This is a genomic window from Lentimicrobium sp. S6 (genome assembly GCF_013166635.1).
In the GTDB taxonomy this organism is placed as follows: domain Bacteria; phylum Bacteroidota; class Bacteroidia; order Bacteroidales; family UBA12170; genus UBA12170.
Genome location: NZ_JABKBZ010000030.1, coordinates 40,849 through 60,854 on the forward strand (window position 1 = coordinate 40,849; position 20,006 = coordinate 60,854).

Genomic DNA, 20,006 nt, shown 5'->3' on the forward strand with positions numbered 1-20,006 from the left:
AACAAGTATGTATATTTGTGCATCATGAAAATGATTAAATAAAATACGATAAACCAATGACAACAAAGATTCCCTTAGAATTAATAGACTTAAATGGTGATGGCTTTCATTTAGCTATGACTGTAGAAGTGAATGGAGTGAAATTGAGGATGATATTAGATACTGGCGCATCCCGAACCGTATTTGATGTGAATAGGATAGATAGTTTTGTTCAGAACCCAGAAATGGAGCTTAACGAGCAATTAAGTACGGGATTGGGAACTAACGATATGCAGAGCAATATCCTTCAAATAGATTCCTTTGTGATTGGTGAGCTGAGGATTCAAGAGTATTCAACTGTAGCCATCGATATGGTTCATATCAATCAAACTTATGAGATTTTGGAAATGCCATTGATTGATGGAGTATTAGGAAGTGATATTTTGCATGAATTTCAAGCCAAGATAGATTATAAGACCAAAGAATTGACTTTGAAATTCCATAAGAGAAAGTATCCACCTCTTCAGCATTAATGAAGGCTCGATTATTAGGGTAGTCATCAAATGTTGACCAAGCCTAAGAAAGAAGTTAAGTTTTATAGCCGAGTGGTAAATAGGAGCATATAGGTTTAGCAATTTACACTAAGGTTTTTTATATTTGTGCAATGGCAAAAAAGGTTCAAAAGTCACAATTTAGGTTTCGGCCCATTTTGTGGGTTAATTATGTTTTCATAGTCTTGTTGCTGCTGACCAACTTAAGTACAGTGGTGGCACCTGATCTGTTTTGGCCCATTTCTATTCTGGGACTCAGTTTTCCCGTATTACTTATTTTTAACTTCTTGTTTTTCATCCTCTGGCTTTTGCTTTGGAAGCGCTATATGTTCTATTCGCTTTTAGTCATGCTTATGAGCTATGCCCTTGTTTTAGATCATTTTCAGTTTTTCAATGAAAGTACAATTGCCGATTCAAAAGCCTCCTCTTTTGCGATCCTCTCCTTTAATGCTCGAAACTTGAGTAATAATAACTTAAGCGTTGGTGATAAGTCGATTAGAAATGAAATAGCTGGATATGTAGAAAGTCAGAATGCAGATTTGATTTGCTTTCAAGAATTTCAATCTTACCCAACCAAAGGCGTAAATTCTGTTGAAGATTATAAGAAAAAGCTTCAAAGACCTCATGTTTTTAGTGCTCCATATCTGAAGAAAAACAATCATCAGTTTTTAGACCTTTTGGTGATGTACTCTAAGTATACCATCAAGAACTCGAAGACTTTTTATATGGATGGAAAGATTTATGGATTTTATGTGGATCTTGAAATTGAGAATGAGATGATTCGACTGTTTAACCTTCATTTGGAATCTAATCATTTCAACAAAAATGATTATGATATCTTTAGCGATAAGGAAGTGAATTTAAATCAGAAAAAAAGAAACCAAGTGGTATTATTAGTTCAGAAGTTGAAGAAATACAGTGTAAAAAGATCCTATCAAGCTCGAACCATAAGAACAGAAATAGAAGATAGCCCTTATCCTGTAATTGTTGCTGGTGATTTTAATGATACACCAGCATCCTATATCTATCATCATATTCGACAAGATTTGTTAGATGCTTTTAAGCTAAAAGGGAGCGGTTACTCCAATACGTATAATGGTAATCTTCCACCCATGCGAATTGACTTTATGCTTTTCGATCCACAAATGAAAATACATGATTATCAGGTTTTGAAACCTGATTTATCCGATCACTATCCAATACTCACTCATTTTACTATTCAATAATGGAATTTAAACTAACCGCTGCATTTAAACCCACAGGAGATCAACCTGAAGCCATTAAACAATTGACCAAGGGAGTGATAGACGAAGAGCCCTATCAGGTTTTATTGGGAGTTACAGGATCTGGAAAAACTTATACTGTTGCCAATGTCATTCAAAATTTGAATAGACCAACCTTAATTTTATCACATAATAAAACTTTGGCGGCTCAGTTATATTCAGAGTTTAAGCAATTCTTTCCTGAAAATGCAGTGGAATATTTTGTGAGTTATTACGATTATTATCAGCCAGAGGCTTTTTTGCCCACTACCAATACGTATATAGAAAAAGATTTGAGTATTAACGATGAAATTGAAAAGCTAAGATTGAGTACCACCAGTTCTTTATTGAGTGGCAGACGAGATGTTATCGTAGTAAGTTCTGTATCTTGTATTTATGGTTTGGGGAATCCCGAAGATTTTACAAGTAATGTGATTGAATTAAGAGTTGGAGATATCATAAATAGAGATGCTTTTTTGAGGAGGTTAGTGGATAGTCTTTACTCTAGAAGTGAGGTGGCTTTCGAGAGAAGTAATTTTCGAGTAAAAGGGGATACGGTTGATGTTTTTCCGGCATATGCCGATAGAGCCTACCGTATTAGCTTTTGGGGCGATGAGATTGAAGGTTTGGAAATTATTGATCCTATAAGTGGTTATTCAGAACAAAAGCTTGATGAATTGACTATTTATCCAGCGACCATTTTTGTCACCACAAAAGATAAACTCAACGATTCTATAAAAAACATACAGCTAGATTTGGGTAAGCAGATGAGCTTCTTTCAAGAAAACGGTAGTGGACTTGAGGCCAAAAGACTAGAGGATAGAGTAAGTTATGATGTGGAGATGCTAAAGGAATTAGGCTATTGTTCAGGAATAGAGAACTATTCTCGTTATTTTGATGGCAGGAAACCTGGTTCAAGACCATTTTGTTTACTCGATTATTTTCCAGATGATTATTTAATGGTGATTGATGAATCTCATGTGACTATTCCCCAGCTGAGAGCCATGTATGGAGGAGACAGATCGAGAAAGCAAACCCTTGTGGAATATGGTTTTCGTTTACCAAGCGCTATGGACAATAGACCATTGAAGTTCGACGAGTTTGAGAGTTTGGTGAATCAGATGATTTATGTGAGTGCTACGCCAGCAGATTATGAACTGCAACAATCAGAGGGTGTTATTGTGGAGCAATTGATTCGTCCTACGGGTTTATTAGACCCTCCTATAGAGATTCGCCCAAGTATGAATCAGATTGATGATTTGCTAGACGAGATTGATAGCATTGTAAAAAAGAATGAGCGAGTTTTGGTCACAACTTTAACCAAGCGAATGGCTGAGGAGCTCACCAAATACTTGTTAAACCTAAATATCCCAACCTCCTATATTCACTCCGATGTGGATACTTTAGAACGAGTGGAGATTATGCAAATGCTAAGAAGAGGAGATATTGATGTATTGGTAGGAGTGAACCTTTTGAGAGAAGGGTTGGACTTGCCGGAAGTGTCTCTCGTAGCCATCCTAGATGCTGATAAAGAAGGGTTTTTAAGATCGGAACGTTCCTTAACTCAAACAGCAGGTAGAGCAGCTAGAAATGTGAATTCAAAGGTAATCATGTATGCTGATAAAATAACCGAGAGCATGCGGAAAACCATAGAGGAGACTGAGCGCAGGAGAGAGGTTCAGGTAGCCTATAATACCAAGCACGGAATTATTCCAACTCAAATTATTAAGCCATTGGAAAATGCTTTAGGTAATGTGATGGGTAAGAACTCAGGACCCAATCCGTATTTCGAATCAAATCTAAAAAGTGGAATAGCAGCCGATCCTGTAATAGAATATATGTCAAAAGATCAATTGAAAAAAGCAATAGCCAAAATCCAAAAAGAAATGAAGAAAGTGGTGAAGGATTTGGATTTCGTGGAAGCTGCTCGTTTGAGAGATGAAATGATGGTATTAGAAGAAAAGTTAAAAAAAACTGGAGGTTAAGTATAAAAAATTAATGTGTTTACCAAGGATATTTGGCGTAAATTGGCCATCAAATAATCCTTGGAAAACTGGAAAAAAAAAGATATATTTGTAATAGACATCAGCAATAATCTAGGAGAATAGAGCTTTTGCTAACAATTATTATAAAAACAATTGGGGATGAAAAACAGAATAATTGCAATAGACGATGAGCAAAGCATCCGCTTTATTATCGAGAATACTTTCAAAAAAGACTTTGATATTTCTACTTTTAAGAACGGAGAAGAAGCGCTAGTTTCCATGCAGACAGGTGAGATTCCAGATTTAATCATTTGTGATATTGAGATGCCAGTTATGAATGGTTTCGAATTTATCAAACAAGTAAGAGCCAGTGGCTTTTTTGATGATATACCTTTGCTCATGCTTAGTGGAAAAGAAAACAGTGCCGATAGAATTAATTGTTTTGATTCGGGCGCTGATGATTATATCATTAAGCCATTTAATCCGAAAGAATTACTGGCACGAGTTAAAAGAAGGATGAAGACTATAGATGTACATACCTCAAGAAAAGGTCATTAATAACAACCAAAAACATGACTGAAACTGATAAAAACAAAGGTAGGTTGCTCTATATAGGTAGAAATTCCGAAACCATAGAATATTTACAATTACAACCAGAGGTCACTTTAATTATTAAAGAGAATGGCCTTGCTGCAATTAATTGGATTAATAATAATATTGATGAGTTTGATAGCCTTGATGCTATTTTCTGTTCACTCAATATTAAAGGAATGAATGCTTATGGTTTGCATAATCACATGCTATTTCATAATCTACTTAATAAAATTCCTTTTATTGTTATTGCGAGTAAATTTGAATTTCAGAGTCGAGAAGAGGCTTATGAATCAGGTGTAGATGATTATTATGCCATGCCGTTAGATATTGAAAGCCTGAAAATGCGTATCCGCTTTCTAAAAAAGTTTAAAGCATCTCACGATAAGATTAAGCAAGAGATTGCTTTGAAAGATTTTGAGACCCACCCTTATAAGACTCCTTTCATAAAGAGAAGCTTTGATGTGATTATGAGTGGAGGAGCCATTTTAGCGCTATCTCCTTTGTTAATTGGAGCCATGATAGCTATCAGATTGGAATCAAAAGGGAAAGTGTTTTATGCAAGTAAACGAGTCGGTGCAAATTTCCATGAGTTTGATTTTTATAAATTCCGATCTATGTATCCTGATGCAGACCAGAGATTAAAAGATGTTGCACATCTTAATCAATATAAAGAGGAGGATGTTGGAGATGAGTGTCCGAGGTGTAAATCCTTGCCTGCAGGGGTATTTTGTTCTCCAGTATTGAAGATGGATGACGGGTCGAATCTTTGTGAATATTTCTATTTGAAGCAAAAGAATGCCAAGGCAGCATTCTTGAAAATTGAAAACGATCCAAGAATTACAAAAGTAGGTAAGTTCATCAGGAACACAAGTATAGATGAGTTACCTCAACTGATTAACATCCTCAAAGGCGATATGTCGGTTGTTGGAAACAGACCATTACCAGTTGGTGAAGCAAATGCTATCACCAAGTCGAAATGGGCAAGGAGATTTAAGGCCGCAGCAGGTTTAACTGGGTTGTGGCAAGTAGAGTTAAGAGGTAACGATGGAGTTATGTCAGAAGAGGAGCGTTTTGAGTTAGATAATACCTATGCTGAGAACAATTCATTCTGGGGCGATATCAACCTTATTTTTAGAACCTTTAAAATCTTCATACAGCGCGGTAGTGTTTAATTAACATTGGCTTTTTAATAAGTAGAAGCTAATGAATTGATAGGTATAAATACAATGTGTAGATTTGTTAGGAAGGAATTTAAAACATAGTTATCCATGGAATATTCTAATATATCATCATACATCAAAGGCATTCTGAAAATCGGAATGCTTTATGTTTGTTTACTCCCCTTAGTTTTATTAGGTCAAGGAGCTGGTGAAGCTGTAAACTTAGGTGAAGATGGTATTAATCCATTGACAGATGATATCACAAAAAAAATACCAACTTTAGAGGTGTTGATTGATTCGGCAATCTATAATTCTCATAAGTTAAAGTACTGGGATAAAGAAATTTCAATATCGGAATATGAACTGAAATCCACAAAAAGAGAATGGTCTAATTTTGTTTATTTGAATGGTGAGGTTAAAGAGGGGAGTTGGACAAGTTTGGTTTTTATTGAAGATCAGTTGGGGAATGAAGTAGGAACTTTAGGAACTACAAATCAAACTAGATATTCTGTTGGGGTATCCATGAGACTTCCAGTTTATAATGTTTTAGATTATGGAAACAGAGCGAAATTGGCTAAGATGAAGATTGAAAGTAATATGGAGAAAAAGCTTGACGATCAAAAAACAATTCGTGCAGAAGTGATTAATTTATACAATGAGCTTATTATTCAGCAGAATATGCTGAAATTAGATATTGATAATATTGACTTTTCAACCTTAACATCAGAAATGGCTCAAAGGGAATTTCAAGATGGAAAGATAAGTTTGGCTGATATGTCACGAGTTCAAGATAATCTGGCAAGAGCTAGATATCGCTACGTAAGAACAAAAATTGGATTTATAAATGCATATGTCATGTTGCAAGAGATAACAGGCATAAAGTTTGCAGAACTAAATAACTGGGAATAATGACTATTATTCAATTTCTTAAATTACTAAAGAAGAATATATTAATTCTTTTGATGGTGCCAACAATTTTGGCTTCATTGGTGTTTTATGCAACAAGAAATGAGGTCAAAAACTATTCTTCCAATGCAACTGTATATACTGGAGTTGGTAGTGGTTTATCAATTGATAATCCGAATTCATCTCGATTGGATTATTTTGGTTCAAAGATGGAATTTGATAATATACTTAATTTATTTAAAGCCAGAGAAACACAAAAGGACGTACTGATTCGCTTATTTGCACAAGGGTTAATCCTAGATTCTTGGGATCCTCAATTTATCTCACGAGTAAATTACAAGAAACTTCATGATAAAACCCCTCAGTATATTAAAGATTTGGTTAGGAAAAATCATGATACGGCAAGTATAAAAATAAACAATGCACCTCTAGTGATGATCGATACAAGCTTGTATGAAAATAAGAGTGTTGCGTATAAGAACTTATATTATAGTGTTGAACAAGGGGATGACTTACTCTCTGTTTCTGAAAGTCATTCTGTTCTGGTTAGTGAATTAATGGATTGGAATAGACTCACTAAAGTTAAACTTGATGTGGGACAAAGAATTATTGTTGAGAAAACCCCCATGCTAATTTTTGAAGATAGAACAGGGGTAATGGATACAACTAAATTATTTATTCCTGATACTTCCTTTTTTATTAGAGCAAATATTGATGAAGTTGAATTTGAAGCAAGTGTTCAACGTTTAAAAGATTATGGGGAGCAAAATGACACCAATTATATTTACAAGCTATTGAATTATACACATCCATTTTATAGTTATAAGGCTATGAAAGGGGTTACCGTTAAGCGAATACAAGGTAGTGGATTGGTAGAAGTGGGTTTTAAAACAAGTGATCCTGGTTTATGTCAGCAGACCATTATGTTGTTAATCAATGCTTTTGAAAATAATTATAGTTTATTATTTGAGAATCAAAGTGACCATATCATCTCTTATTTTGAGAAAAGGGTTGCTGAATCTTCTGCTAATCTTCAAGCAGCTGAAAATAGGCTATTATTGTTCAATCAGGATAATAATATTATCAATTATTACGAGCAAACACGTCATATCTCTGAACAAAAAGAGCAATTAGATTCTAGGTATTATGATGTAAAGATGAAATTTACTGCTGCTGATTCAGTACTTCGGCAATTAGAAAAACAACTTGAATCTCAGCGGGGTGTTTCAATGTATAATGCTAAATTATTAGAGTACAGAAATCGATTATCAGAAATAACTTATCAAATTGCCATAAATGAGTTAAATGATTCCAAAGATCCAAAAGCTGTTTCTGCCATTAAAGATTTGCAAGCAGAATCATCTGATCTAAAGCATAAGATTAAAGAGGATATTAATTCTGTTTTTGGATTACAGTTTTCTCCAGAAGGAGTTAAAAGTGATGATATTCTAACTAATTGGTTATTGAAAACCATAGAGTATGAGGAAAGTAAAGCTAAATTGGCAGCATTATATGAAAGGAAAAAAGAGTTCCAGAAAACCTATGAAACCTTTGCACCACTGGGTGCCCAGCTTTCAAGAATAGAAAGAGAGATAGATGTTTATGAGCAGCAATACCTTTCATTATTACATAGTCTAAATCAAGCTAAACTAAAGCAACAGAACTTAGCATTTAAGAGTAATATTAAAATAGTAGATCCTCCATATTTTCCTTTAAACCCTGAAGGATCTAAAAGAAAACTATTTATTGTCGCGGCTGGTTTGGTTGGTTTTATCATGGTATTGTTTTCTATTTTAGTTTTGGAGTATTTCGATGATACTGTGAAAACCCCAAAAAGAGCTTCCAAGCTCACTGGTTTGCCATTATTCAGTGCATATCCCAAAATAGTTAAGAAAAAGAAGGGGATTAATTATGAGTATATCCAAAACCGACTTTTAGAATTAGGAGCTCAGAATCTGATTAAAATAAAGGATGAACATAGCCTAAATGATAAAGTAGGACCAATAAAGATAGTTCTGTTTAGTACATTGATGACAGATGGAAAATCATTAATTGCGGATAGGTTTTCTGAGGTTTTACGAGAGTTTGATTATACAGTACTTAATTTAAACTATCATTTACCTACTTATCAAGCTGAATTTATTCATAAGACAAGTGAGAATGAGTTAAACAAGACTTATAAAGTTGGAAAAGGGTTCTTTGGCGTAAAATCATTTTCTGAATTAATAGAGCATGTAGAATTTGAAAACAGTAATCTTGATCATTCAAAATTAGATTATATTATTTTAGAACTTCCATCAATTATTAATCATGCCTACTCGCCTGAACTGGTTAGAGATGCTGATATTGGGTTGATGCTTGTAAGAGCAAATAGAACTTGGCAAGGAGCCGATGTAAATGCTTTGGAATCGATACGAGAATTCTTGAAAATTAAACCCTATGTATTTTTAAATGGTGCAAATCCAGAATTCCTACAAGATTTAATAGGGGAGATTCCTCGTAAGCGTTCAAGAATTAGACGAATGCTAAAAAAAGCAATTAGATTGCAGTTTTTCGAAAGAAATCAAATAAAAAAGTAGATCCAATATACTGTAGATGGATTATTGATTATCATAAGTAAATATAAACCATGAAGAACAAAATAATTAAAATACTCAAGGAGAAAAATGTTCAATCATTAGCAGGGAATATGCTAACAGCTGGTTTTGGGTTTTTAAATTTTGTGATTTTGGCAAGAACTTTTGATAAAGATATTTTTGGAGAATGGGTATTGTATCTTACAGGAGCTGCTTTTGTTGAGATGTTTCGTTTTGGGATTACCAGAACAGCTTTAATACGTTTTTTAGCAGGAGCAAAAGAAGAAGATCAAAAACAGTTAATTGGTTCTAACTGGTTGATTGGTTTAGTAGTAAGTGTGTTTATTGCCATCGTTTTATATGCTTTACTTTTAATATTTCCAGAGAGAATAGAAAGTTCAGGTTTTGTTCTCTTTTTTCAATGGTATCCTATATTGGCCTTTTTGAATCTACCCTTTAATAATGCACTAACCATACTTCAAGCTCGTCAGCAATTTGATAAAATATTCGTGGTCAGGTTTTTAAATTCAGGATTGTTTTTCTTTGGCTTATTAGTGAATTTCCTTTGGTTACATAAAGGTTTGCTAGAAGTTATCTGGTTCCATTTAATTATTTCATTTGTAGTTTCATTAGTCACGGTCTTATTGAATTGGGATGGGATTCTTAATATATTTCATGCAACTAAAGAAAAAAATAAAACCATTCTCAATTTTGGAAAATATACAACTATAACCCTAATAGGGACTAATTTGCTAAAGAGCGCCGATACCTTCATTATCGCTTTAAGTCCACTAGGTGTTACTGCAGTTGCGCTGTATTCTATCCCATTAAAGCTTACAGAATTACTACAGATTCCTCTAAGGAGCTTTGTGGCTACGGCTTTTCCTAAAATGTCGAAAGCAAGTATTGAAGGAGATTTAAAGATGGTGAGGTATTATTTTTATAGTTATAGTGGATCTATTACGATTTTATTTATACCGGTAACAATAATTACTTTTTTCTTTTCTGATTTCTTCGTGTTGTTGCTAGGTGGTGAGAAGTATTTGGGAATAGACCCCGTAACTGGGGCTAGTGCTAGCTTGATATTTAAAGTTTTTGCTATTTATGGGATGTTGTTACCCATTGATAGACTAACTGGTGTTGGTTTGGATAGTATCAATAAACCAAAAAAGAATTTTTATAAAATCATTTTTATGGTAGTGGCCAATATCATAGGGGATTTAATTGCGGTATTTGTATTTGAATCTTTGTTAGCGGTTGCGGTCGTTACGATTATATTTACATTAATAGGCTTGATAATTGGATATTACTATCTCCATAAAGAAATTGATTTAAAGTTTAGGTTGATCTTTATCGAAGGGTGGAAAGTCTATTCCAATAAAATAAAGGAGTTATTATAATATGAGATTATTAAAGCAATATATATTTCTAATTCTAATCATTTTTTCTAGCGTATTAACTGCTCAGAAGACCATTAATTGCGATTATATAATTGAGGTAGATGATGTTTCAATAACAAATCATACTGCTAATCCTGGTGATACTATGTGTTTGATGGCGGGAGTAAGGCCTCAATTGTATATGAAAAATATTGAAGGTACAGCGGATGAACCAATTGTTATCATTAATTATGGTGGTGTGGTAAACATTGAAACAGAACTATCTTATGGACTAAAGTTTGCATTTTGCAGATATATTAAGCTGACAGGAACAGGTGACTCTAATGAGGAATATGGAATTCAAATTGATACAGTAGCTTTAGGAAATGGTATAGATATAGGCTTTCAATCTTCTGATTTTGAAGTTGAAAATGTGGAGGTTCAGAAGACAAAGTATGTTGGAATCATGGCAAAAACCGATCCTGATTGTACTTTTTCTGCTGTTCGAGATAGCTTTACCATGTATAATGTAAATATTCATGATAATTATCTACATCATATAGGTACTGAAGGTATGTATATTGGTAATTCATTCTTTTTAGGACATAGTCTTTCTGCCTGTGATACTGTTGTTTTACCGCATATTATTGAAGGGGTAAAAGTTTATAATAATATTGTGCATAATACTGGTTGGGATGGAATACAAGTAGGATGTGCATTATACAATTGCGATATCTATAATAATGATGTTTATCTGGATTCACAAGAGGAGCAAACTTATCAGATGAGTGGAATAATCGTAAATACGGGTAGTTCTTGTGATGTACATGATAATATCATTATTGATGGAAAAGGGACTGGAATATTTAATCAAGGTACTGGGGGACAATATTTCTTTAATAATCTAATTGTAAATGCTGGAAGGGATTATTTTCCAGAAGATCAGATTTTGAAACAGCAATTTGGGATTTTCTCTAAATACCAATATATCCTTCCACCAGATTCTAACTTTTACTTTTTTAATAATACAATTATAAATCCCAAGAGTGATGGAATTAGATTCTATAATGCTAATAGCGATCATAATGTGTTTTCAAATAATATTATATTAAATCCAGGAGCTTTTGATTACTATACTGAAAATGGTTCTGTAAATAATACAGGTGCCGATTCTTATATTCATAATTATCTTGATTGCACAATTATTGATACCAGTAATAATATTTTTGAAAGATCATCTAAAGATCAATATTTTGTAGATACAACAGAGTACAATTATCGATTAACCAATAACTCTCCAGCTGTTAATATTGGAGATGATGTTGCCTCATATGATGTGTTTTGGGATTTAGATGGTAATGTAAGGCCATATAATAATGCTGCTGATATTGGAGCTTACGAATATCAGTCCTCAAGCACAAGTGCTTTGAATGAGGAAAGTCATTTGCTTTTTAATATCATCCCAAATCCTTCTGACCATTTTATTCAAATAGAAATACCTATAGGTTTTTCATCAGAATGTCATATTGAAATATTGAATATTAAGGGAGAGAGAATGTATTTGGATTCAATGGTGAGTGATGATAAACGAATTATAGACATTGATATCAGTAAGCTCTCAGAAGATATGTATTTCATTCGTTTAATAGATGGGAAGAAAGTTGTTGTTGAGAAATTTATAAAGAATTAGTATGATTACTTGGCCTATTTTCCTTGCTTTGATTTTATCTGTTGCTGCTGTTTATTTCCAGATTAAAAGGGAGGATGAGCAAGCCGTAAAAGAACAAGCTGAGGAGGATGAGCGATTATCAAAAAATGAAAATGAGAATGAAGATGAGGAATTGTAATTTTCGTTCAAAGAATTAATAATACATGGGTAATCCATTTCTTAAAAATACAGGAGCTTCAAAGCTCGAGCATCCAATAGCAATTCTGCTAGTGATACTTATTTCTGTTCTAATTGGGAATGTTCTTGCTAAAAAGGGAATTACAATGATGGGAATGCTCATTGTCTTGCCTTTCATCGCTGTCTACCTTGAGAGAGTTTTTCATACTCCTAAAATTGCATTATTTACCATTCAAATTGCAGGTTACTTTATTGTTGGAATATATCGCTACACTGGGCCGGGAATTCCTTTTGGGCTTAGCGCGGATGGCTTATTTGTTCTGGCATTAGTGGCTATTATTTTTAAAAACTTCTATGAAAGAGTTGATTGGACTCCTTTATTGAAAGATATTTCGCTTTTAGGAGCAGTGTGGATGGGGTGGATATTTTTCGAAATTGTAAATCCTGAGGCTGTTAGTTTTCAAGCTTGGTTCTATACAATGCGAGGAATTGCTTTCTACTTTTTTATAGGTATTCCAATGGTTCTCCTTTTATTAAGAGAGCCAAGAGATTTAGAAATCTATTTCTATATATGGGGAGCTTTTACCATTTTAGTTACATTGAAAGGAGCTATGCAGCTCATTATAGGATTAGATCCTTTTGAGCAGAAGTGGATGGATGCTGGTGCTTATGAGACTCACTTACTGTTTGGTAAACTTCGTGTTTTTTCATTTTTAAGTGATGCAGGGCAGTTTGGAGCCTCTCAGGCTCAAGCTCTAGTGATGGGTGGAATTATTGCTTATGAAACTAAAAACTTTAAAAAGAGGATTTTTTTTGGTACAGTAGCTTTGTTCGGGCTTTATGGGATGTTGGTGTCTGGTACAAGAGGAGCCATTGCGATTCCTGCACTTGGTTTTTTTACTTATTTAATATTAACTAAGAACACCAAACTAATTGCATTAGGTCTCTTTGCAGGCATTATGCTCTATGTTTTCTTTGCGCATACCTCTATTGCTCAATCTAATTATCAGGTAGCAAGAATGAGAACAGCTTTTCACCCTGATGAGGATCCTTCATTTATTGTTCGTTTAGAAAATCAGAAGATATTAAAGAATTATCTGTCGACTAGGCCAATTGGCGGAGGAGTTGGGCATGCAGGAACTAGAGCATTAAAATACGTTCCTAATGGATTTTTAGCAAATGTAGCTACCGACAGTTGGTATGTACTAATATGGGCAGAGAATGGAGCTGTTGGTTTATTATTGCACTTCTTTATTCTCTTCTATATTGTTTTTAAAGGAGGCTTTTATATAATGTTCCGCACGAAAGACCATGAGTTAAAAGCACGGATGATGGCAATTCATGGTTGTATAATGGGTGTTCTTTTGGCTAATTATGGTAATGCAGTAATGGGGCAGTTTCCTACTTCTATAAATATCTATTACGGTATGGCCTTTCTATTTATGATTCCTCACTTTGATAAAGTGATATTGGAAGGTAGAAAAAATGGAATGGACCTTTTAAAAGTGTTTCCATCATCAATTGAAAAAACTACATAGTCCATTCCGCTCTTTATTATTACTGAACCTCAATCTTATCCATCATCAATATTCTATTTCCGCTAATGAGTTCTAAAATATAAACTCCTGAACCTATATTTGAGGTGCGTAAGTCTATATTTAACTCGTCCAGCTCATGCATCTTTCCTAAATTCTCCAATAAAACTATTTGCCCATACATATTAGTGAGTTTTAATTGAACAGCATCCTCTGTTTTTGTTTGTGACAATATATTGAATTGATGATTTGAAATGGGGTTTGGGTAAATACTGAAATCAGAATGGGTCAGGTCCATTTCTAAGTCTTCAATATTTGTGAATTCCATTTCTTTCATCACATTAAGTTCTAAATTAAGGTTGATTAAACCAGTTGCTAGATTAGTATTGAATTCGCTGTTAAACTCAGGTGTAATATTTAATATCTCCACATCTGAGTCTATATTAATAGAAAGGTTATACTGTGGGAGATTAGCTGGTATTTCTGAGAAATCTAAATAGATATAGGCAATATTGCCATCTAGAATGAAATTTAGTTCAGTTCCTTCTCGCACCATTAAATAGTCTAAAACATCCTCCATGTCAGCGAACCAAATATTGTCCAAGCCATTTTTTCCATATTTATTGGCTATATCATTCATATAAAACTCAAAAGTTGGCCAAATTAAACTTCCTCCAGTTACTTGGTTTCTTATTCTATGTGTAAATTCTGAATACCAGATATGATTATTCTCATTGGTACTATTTGCAATTTGGTCTATTCTTTCCGAGATATTTGAGATGTCATAATTGTCATCGTTTAAAAATCGACGATAGATTTGCAATTGATGAGTATTGAAAGTTTCATCAATATCAATCCCTGAAGGATAGCCACTAAATTCTACTTTATTACTATAAACAGCTAACATGCCATTATTGAATGCCACATCTGAATAAGCTAAATCACCGCTAGGAATCACAAAATGACGCATTTCAATCCCTGTTTTGCTGAATACGTAGTTATTATTTTCTTCAACTTGAAACTGATGATCTGTTTCGCCCCAAGCCGCATGGGAGTAACTGTGATTATAGATATTCCATCCTGCATTATTAACTTCAGTAATTTCTGCCCATGTCATATAATCTGGTGTGTTGATATGTAAATCTGTAAAAGATGAGTTTACTGAGTTTAGGGCAATTCCCGCTGTGAAATTGATGTCATTTCCGCAGCCATCAGTATAATAAAGGCCTTCACTTTGGGTATCAACTTCCTCTATATAGCCTCCATTAAAAAGCTTGAAGCCATAATCATATCCATCATATTTCCCATCGTCTAGAGTTAGACTATAAGCAAAGTTTTTATTATATTTTAAAGCAGCTTTGTTAATGTCTAATGATGTTGGTATTCCTGCGAATTCAACAATAATTCTAGAATATCCACTCCAGTCATTATCATAGACTTTAAAACTTATGGTATCAGAAAGAGCTATTAAACTATCGGTGTCCATAGTTTCTATAGAGATGTTATATAGACCTTCATTATTAAAAGTGAGAAGGAAATCATTAGCAGGACCACTAACAGTTTGTTCCAATTGTCCATCCACGTATATAGAAGTTTGACTAATTGAAACAGCATTCGGATCTGGCTCAAATAGCTCTGCAAATACTTTTCCACCGTCACCTGTACCATCATGGGCATTATCATTTTTTTGCTCGTTAAACCAAATGAACTCATCAGCTCCACCCACAAATTTAATACTCTTGATGCCAATATTGAAAGCGCCAGCATCGGCACTATAGGGAAGTTCTATAAAAGAAAGATCCTCAAAATTAATAGCAGCATCAAAATCAGCAAGAGGGATTTTAATAGTCGTCCAATCTTCTGGATATTCGTTTAAATACCGGTCTAGTGTAAGTAAACCTATAGCTGCGGGTCTTATTCTTATTCTGTTCCATAATATGTTGGACGAGAAGGCTTTTAAGGTGATTTCTAAAGTGTCGTTTCCACCAGCAATTACATTGGCATGGCCAGAATAGATATATTGATCGTCATAACCCAGTTTCAATTTTCTATAGCCAGTTTCAGTATTCCAGATTTTTAAATAAGTGATTGATTCTAAGTCGATTCCTGTGTACTGAGGAATGATATGTATCACTTCATTGATGAGGCCTGAATCCAAACTATTAGGTGAGACAATTTCGATTTGGACAGGAGAAATAGGGTTTGCAGGTGCTTCAATGTGAATTTGATGTACTGCCGTTTCTGCTCCCTGGCCATTGAATAAATAGGCTTTGGCATGTATTGAATGATAGCCAGTGTCCTCAATGGAATATTCCATTTTGAAAGGGCTAAATAAATCTTCAGCAATCAAAATTTCATTATGATAGAATTCTACTTTTTCAAGTGTTTCCTCTGTAATGTTTGATTCAACAAGGTTAGCAAGCAGTTGTCCACCGCCACCAAGGCCATCGTGTTTATTGTCAGTTTTTGATTCTCCAAACCATAAAAATGATTCTGGTCCTCCTGTAAATTCCATTTTTTGAATATCAATATCAAAAAAGCCTGCATCGGCACTATATGGAAACTCGAAAATCTGTAATCTACTAAAATCAATAGAAGATGTGAAATCCTCCAAAGGAATACTAATGGTTACCCATTCGTCATTTATTCCTCCTACCGATGTTGCATAATCTGATAAGTTTAGCACACCCTGTGCTGATGGTCTAATTCTAATTTTTGACCAATTATTAAATCCATTTTGTGCTCTTAATGTGATCTCCAAATGGGTATTTCCAGAAGCAATAACGTTTTGTGCAGGACCATATACATTGGTATTATCATAACCCATTTTAAGTTTTCTATAGCCAGTATTTGTATTACTAACTCTTAAATAGGTAGGTTCGTTTAAAGTGGCTCCATCTGTTTGAACTAATAGTTGGAAACTCTCTTGTGCTTCAAATTCAGAATAATCAATAGGTTGAAGCAAATAACAACTTAAATCTGGAGGGGCTAAATATTGTAAATAAATGGTTTCAATATCAGAAAAGGAAAAACTGCCGTCATCAAAATAAGCTTTGGCTTGAATATTTTGCCATCCTGTATCTTGTATGTCGAGTGTGAACTGGAAAGGAATACTCTCGTCGTTATCTATTAATTGATTATTTACATAAACTTCTACTTTTTCCACATTATTATCAACTGGAACAGCAGGAATAACGTTAGCATCCATTTGATATGCTGCACCTGAACCATCATGAAAATTATTGGTTTTATCATCGCCAAACCATAAATATGGATTTGTTCCTCCAGTAAATTCTACTTTGCTGATATAAAGTTCAAAGGCACCAGCATCAGCACTGTAAGGAAATTCCATATAGGAGATGGAGCTGAAATCAATAGCATCATCAAAATCAGCTAAAGGTATTGTAATGGTTTTCCACTCATCTCCAATTCCATCAACTTCATTTACATAGGAAGCCAAAACTAGAGAACCTGAAGCTTCTGGCCTCAGTTTCATTTTTGACCAATTGATATTCCCATTTGGATCTTTTAATGTGATTTTTAGTTCATAGTTTCCTCCATATATTACATTGATCTTTGGGTTGTAAATGGAAGTGGCATTATTAGAGAATTTTAACTTTCTATAGCCTGTTTCGTTATTGATAACTCTAAGGTAAGCAGGCTCTCCTTCCACTACACCTTCCACATTTACTTGTAGGTTTAATAGGGCAGGAGCAAAAAGCTCATTGGTAGACTCCTCAAATTGAAGTTCTAGGTTTTGAGAATACGACAAGAATGGACATAGAAGCAGTAGATAAAATGCGAATAATAAGTTTCTCATTGATTTTAGGTTTTTGGGAATTACAAAAGTAAAATAATTGTTAAAAGAAAACTATCCAATAGCCCATGCATTATTTAAGTGTTGACTTTCAATTCGTAAGCGTACAGTTGGAATAATAGGAAACTGAAAAAATCTTAAAATGAAGCTATATTCTATAATGAAATGAATAGAATATTTTGAGTTTGTGGTGTTATTTTCAAAATGAATTATTCTAATTCTTCTTGTTTGCGATAAATTCTTTTCAGGCTATCCTCTTGAATTCTGAGAAAGATATTAAAACTTTCATCGGCAATAAGCTTTTCATCTATTAAATTTTTAAAGGCCTCATCTCTGATTTTGAAAATCTTAATTACCAACTCCTGAAGTTTATCCTTTGAATTTGAATTTTTTATTTCAATATCTAAGTCTATAATCTTTTGATAATAAACATCAATTCTGTTTTTCTTCTTGAGTTTTGACCAATTATTTAATGAACGAAGGGAGCCACTAAAAATAACCAATAAAGTAATGATTAGGGCTATTACTTCAGCGTACTTTACCAAAAAACTTGGTTTTGATCGATCTAAATACATGTTCACGCCATCATGCAAAGGGAAGCGTAAATTGCTGTGGTTAAACTCTTCATGAATGATGTTGAATATTGGGTTTTCAGTGATGATTAAAGCTTTGTTTTGAACTATAGATTCCATCATATTATAGACCAAATCCTCGTCTAAACCGACTCGGCATATCAGAACTCCAAATGTGCTAATGGTTAGAGTGGGTTCTGTTGGAGTATTGACATAGGTGTCTTTTGGGATGATAAAAGGGAAAAGGGTATTGTTTCTTAGGTTGATACCATTTACAGAGCTTCCTCCTATCGCGATATTTGAAGGATTTCCTAAGGAGAAAATATCCAATTCTGGATTTCTCATCATTGAAACTATTCGAGGGTTATTATAAGAGGTTACAGAGCAACTAATATCAATAGTTTCCCCAACCATGTTCTCATTGTATTTTGTGTATACTGGTGTGTAATCCCCTTCTTGAAGACCATAATAGCTCAAAAGCTCTTCAACAAACCAAGCCGTTCCTCCATCTTTTGGTCCCAATCCGACTTTTTTTCCTCTAAATAATTCAACTATATTTTGATGAGCATCCGCTTTTTGGTAGATGATAAAAAGATTATGAGTGTAAAGTGGTAGTACGGTTCTGATATTGCGGTTTAGCTCATCTTTAGAATATCCTAAATCTTCGTAATCAAGGGTATTTTGGATGATAGCAAAATCAGCTTTGTTTTCCATGAGCAGTTTTACATTCCCAAGACTTCCAACTGCTGTACTATCAAATCTGAAATTAATTCCAATGTCGTTTTTTAGTTCTTTAACGATTAATTCACCTGCTTGAAAGTTAGAAGTACCTTTGTTTAAGGCAGCTATCACTAGGCTTTTTTTGTCATTATTGCATGAGCTGAAAAATACCGTTAAAAATGTAATGGCAGTAAATAATATTAGTTTGTTATATTTCATCTTAATTGAAAAGGAATAATACTTAATTTATAGGTGTAGTCTTTTTTGAATGTAAATATAGTAATAATGTAAGAGGGAAAGGAGGATATTTGGTTAAGGTTTTTTTGGGATAATTTGCCCATGAAAACGACCTTCCCATCAAACCTCAATTTTTTTCAGACTTAAGCTAAATCGTTTTATATTTACTTCTTCATTTAATAATTGATTCTTACATTAGGAATAATCTTTAAGGTATGGATCTGATGAGAAAACTTTTGAGAGAAAAAAACGATACAAATGATTATAACCATATTTAAATATACGATTCTATTTCTGAGTATAATAGTCATCATTTCTCTATTCATAGGCTCTTGTAGCAAGGGTGTAGATAAGTTAGCTTATAAAAATCCGAAGATTTCTATTGAAGAAAGAGTAGATGATCTTTTAGATAGGATGACTCTAGAAGAAAAATTTTGGCAATTATACATGATTCCAGGCGATTTGTCTGAAGGAAAAGAAAAGTATAAAAATGGATTGTTTGGTTTTCAAATCAGCGTCAAGGGAAAATCGAAAAATCAAACAGAGCAATTATTGGATTATTCTGGAGGAGGAAGTGCTTTGGAATCGGTGAGACTAGCAAATGAGATACAGAAGTATTTTGTTGAGGAAACTCGCCTTGGAATTCCCATTATTCCTTTTAGTGAAGCCCTTCATGGGTTAATTAGTAACGAGGCCACTTCTTATCCTCAAGCCATTGGTTTAGCCGCCACATGGAATACGGAATTAATGGAGAATATAGGGGTCAAGTTAATTTTTATGGGGACTACGAAAAAAGCTTTGATAATCTAAAGAGGAAAAACGATACATCCGTAACGCCTCTGAGGTTAGATCTAAAAAGCTTTATTTTAGCATTGAAAGATTCCGCA

15 protein-coding genes and 1 pseudogene are annotated in these 20,006 nt (G+C 33.9%); 12 read left to right on the plus strand and 4 right to left on the minus strand.

Going from position 1 to position 20,006, the window contains the following annotated elements; translation table 11 throughout:
• Window positions 1–56: 56 nt before the first annotated feature.
• Entirely contained in the window at window positions 57–512 is a 456-nt protein-coding gene (locus HNS40_RS11435) for an aspartyl protease family protein (RefSeq protein ID WP_172280893.1), read from the plus strand.
• A 187-nt stretch (window positions 513–699) separates the two neighbouring features.
• On the opposite strand, the gene HNS40_RS23495 is transcribed toward HNS40_RS11435, so the two are convergent.
• Window positions 700–828: a hypothetical protein gene (locus HNS40_RS23495; protein WP_256367535.1), complete on the minus strand. Its 129-nt coding sequence runs from the start codon at window positions 826–828 to the stop codon at window positions 700–702.
• Between the two features lie 55 nt (window positions 829–883).
• On the opposite strand from HNS40_RS23495, the gene HNS40_RS11440 reads away from it, so the two are divergent.
• The 10 genes from HNS40_RS11440 (at window position 884) to HNS40_RS11485 (ending at window position 13,776) form a co-directional block, all read left to right on the plus strand.
• A complete protein-coding gene (locus tag HNS40_RS11440; RefSeq protein WP_172280895.1) occupies window positions 884–1,756 on the plus strand; it encodes an endonuclease/exonuclease/phosphatase family protein in 873 nt (290 codons plus the stop codon).
• On the plus strand, window positions 1,756–3,777 hold the full coding sequence (gene uvrB / locus HNS40_RS11445; RefSeq protein ID WP_172280897.1) for an excinuclease ABC subunit UvrB: 2,022 nt from the start codon (window positions 1,756–1,758) through the stop codon (window positions 3,775–3,777). Before HNS40_RS11440 ends, uvrB begins: the two co-directional genes overlap by 1 nt.
• Before the next feature lie 159 nt (window positions 3,778–3,936).
• Entirely contained in the window at window positions 3,937–4,335 is a 399-nt protein-coding gene (locus HNS40_RS11450; protein WP_172280900.1) for a response regulator transcription factor, read from the plus strand.
• Window positions 4,336–4,349: 14 nt separating this feature from the next.
• Window positions 4,350–5,543, plus strand: a complete 1,194-nt coding sequence (locus HNS40_RS23135) for a sugar transferase (protein ID WP_172280902.1) — start codon at window positions 4,350–4,352, stop codon at window positions 5,541–5,543.
• A 96-nt stretch (window positions 5,544–5,639) separates the two neighbouring features.
• Window positions 5,640–6,440 (plus strand): TolC family protein, encoded by an 801-nt coding sequence (locus HNS40_RS11460; protein WP_172280904.1) that lies wholly within the window; start codon window positions 5,640–5,642, stop codon window positions 6,438–6,440.
• Window positions 6,440–9,016 carry a LysM peptidoglycan-binding domain-containing protein gene (locus HNS40_RS11465; protein ID WP_172280906.1) on the plus strand — a complete coding sequence of 859 codons (2,577 nt, stop codon included), beginning with the start codon at window positions 6,440–6,442 and terminating at the stop codon, window positions 9,014–9,016. The genes HNS40_RS11460 and HNS40_RS11465 overlap by 1 nt, the downstream gene beginning before the upstream one ends.
• A 50-nt stretch (window positions 9,017–9,066) precedes the next feature.
• Window positions 9,067–10,413, plus strand: coding sequence for an oligosaccharide flippase family protein (locus HNS40_RS11470; RefSeq protein WP_172280909.1), 1,347 nt, complete (start codon window positions 9,067–9,069; stop codon window positions 10,411–10,413).
• 1 nt (window position 10,414) lies between these two features.
• Window positions 10,415–12,082, plus strand: a complete 1,668-nt coding sequence (locus tag HNS40_RS11475; protein ID WP_172280912.1) for a T9SS type A sorting domain-containing protein — start codon at window positions 10,415–10,417, stop codon at window positions 12,080–12,082.
• A gap of 1 nt (window position 12,083) precedes the next feature.
• Entirely contained in the window at window positions 12,084–12,239 is a 156-nt protein-coding gene (locus HNS40_RS11480) for a hypothetical protein (protein ID WP_172280914.1), read from the plus strand.
• A gap of 25 nt (window positions 12,240–12,264) precedes the next feature.
• Entirely contained in the window at window positions 12,265–13,776 is a 1,512-nt protein-coding gene (locus HNS40_RS11485) for an O-antigen ligase (RefSeq protein WP_172280916.1), read from the plus strand.
• A gap of 19 nt (window positions 13,777–13,795) precedes the next feature.
• Here HNS40_RS11485 and HNS40_RS11490 read toward each other — a convergent pair whose 3' ends face one another.
• Together HNS40_RS11490 and HNS40_RS11495 are read right to left on the minus strand one after the other, a co-directional pair.
• Complete coding sequence (locus HNS40_RS11490; RefSeq protein ID WP_172280919.1) at window positions 13,796–17,593, minus strand: T9SS type A sorting domain-containing protein; 3,798 nt, start codon at window positions 17,591–17,593, stop codon at window positions 13,796–13,798.
• Window positions 17,594–17,799: 206 nt separating this feature from the next.
• On the minus strand, window positions 17,800–19,101 hold the full coding sequence (locus HNS40_RS11495) for a TAXI family TRAP transporter solute-binding subunit (protein WP_172280921.1): 1,302 nt from the start codon (window positions 19,099–19,101) through the stop codon (window positions 17,800–17,802).
• Window positions 19,102–19,377: 276 nt separating this feature from the next.
• Here HNS40_RS11495 and HNS40_RS11500 point away from each other — a divergent pair, with 276 nt between their 5' ends.
• A complete protein-coding gene (locus tag HNS40_RS11500; RefSeq protein WP_172280923.1) occupies window positions 19,378–19,929 on the plus strand; it encodes a glycoside hydrolase family 3 N-terminal domain-containing protein in 552 nt (183 codons plus the stop codon).
• On the opposite strand, the pseudogene HNS40_RS23140 reads toward HNS40_RS11500, so the two are convergent.
• A pseudogene (locus tag HNS40_RS23140) lies at window positions 19,904–20,006 on the minus strand (DDE transposase); the annotation flags it as partial. The gene HNS40_RS11500 and the pseudogene HNS40_RS23140 sit on opposite strands and share 26 nt — an antisense overlap.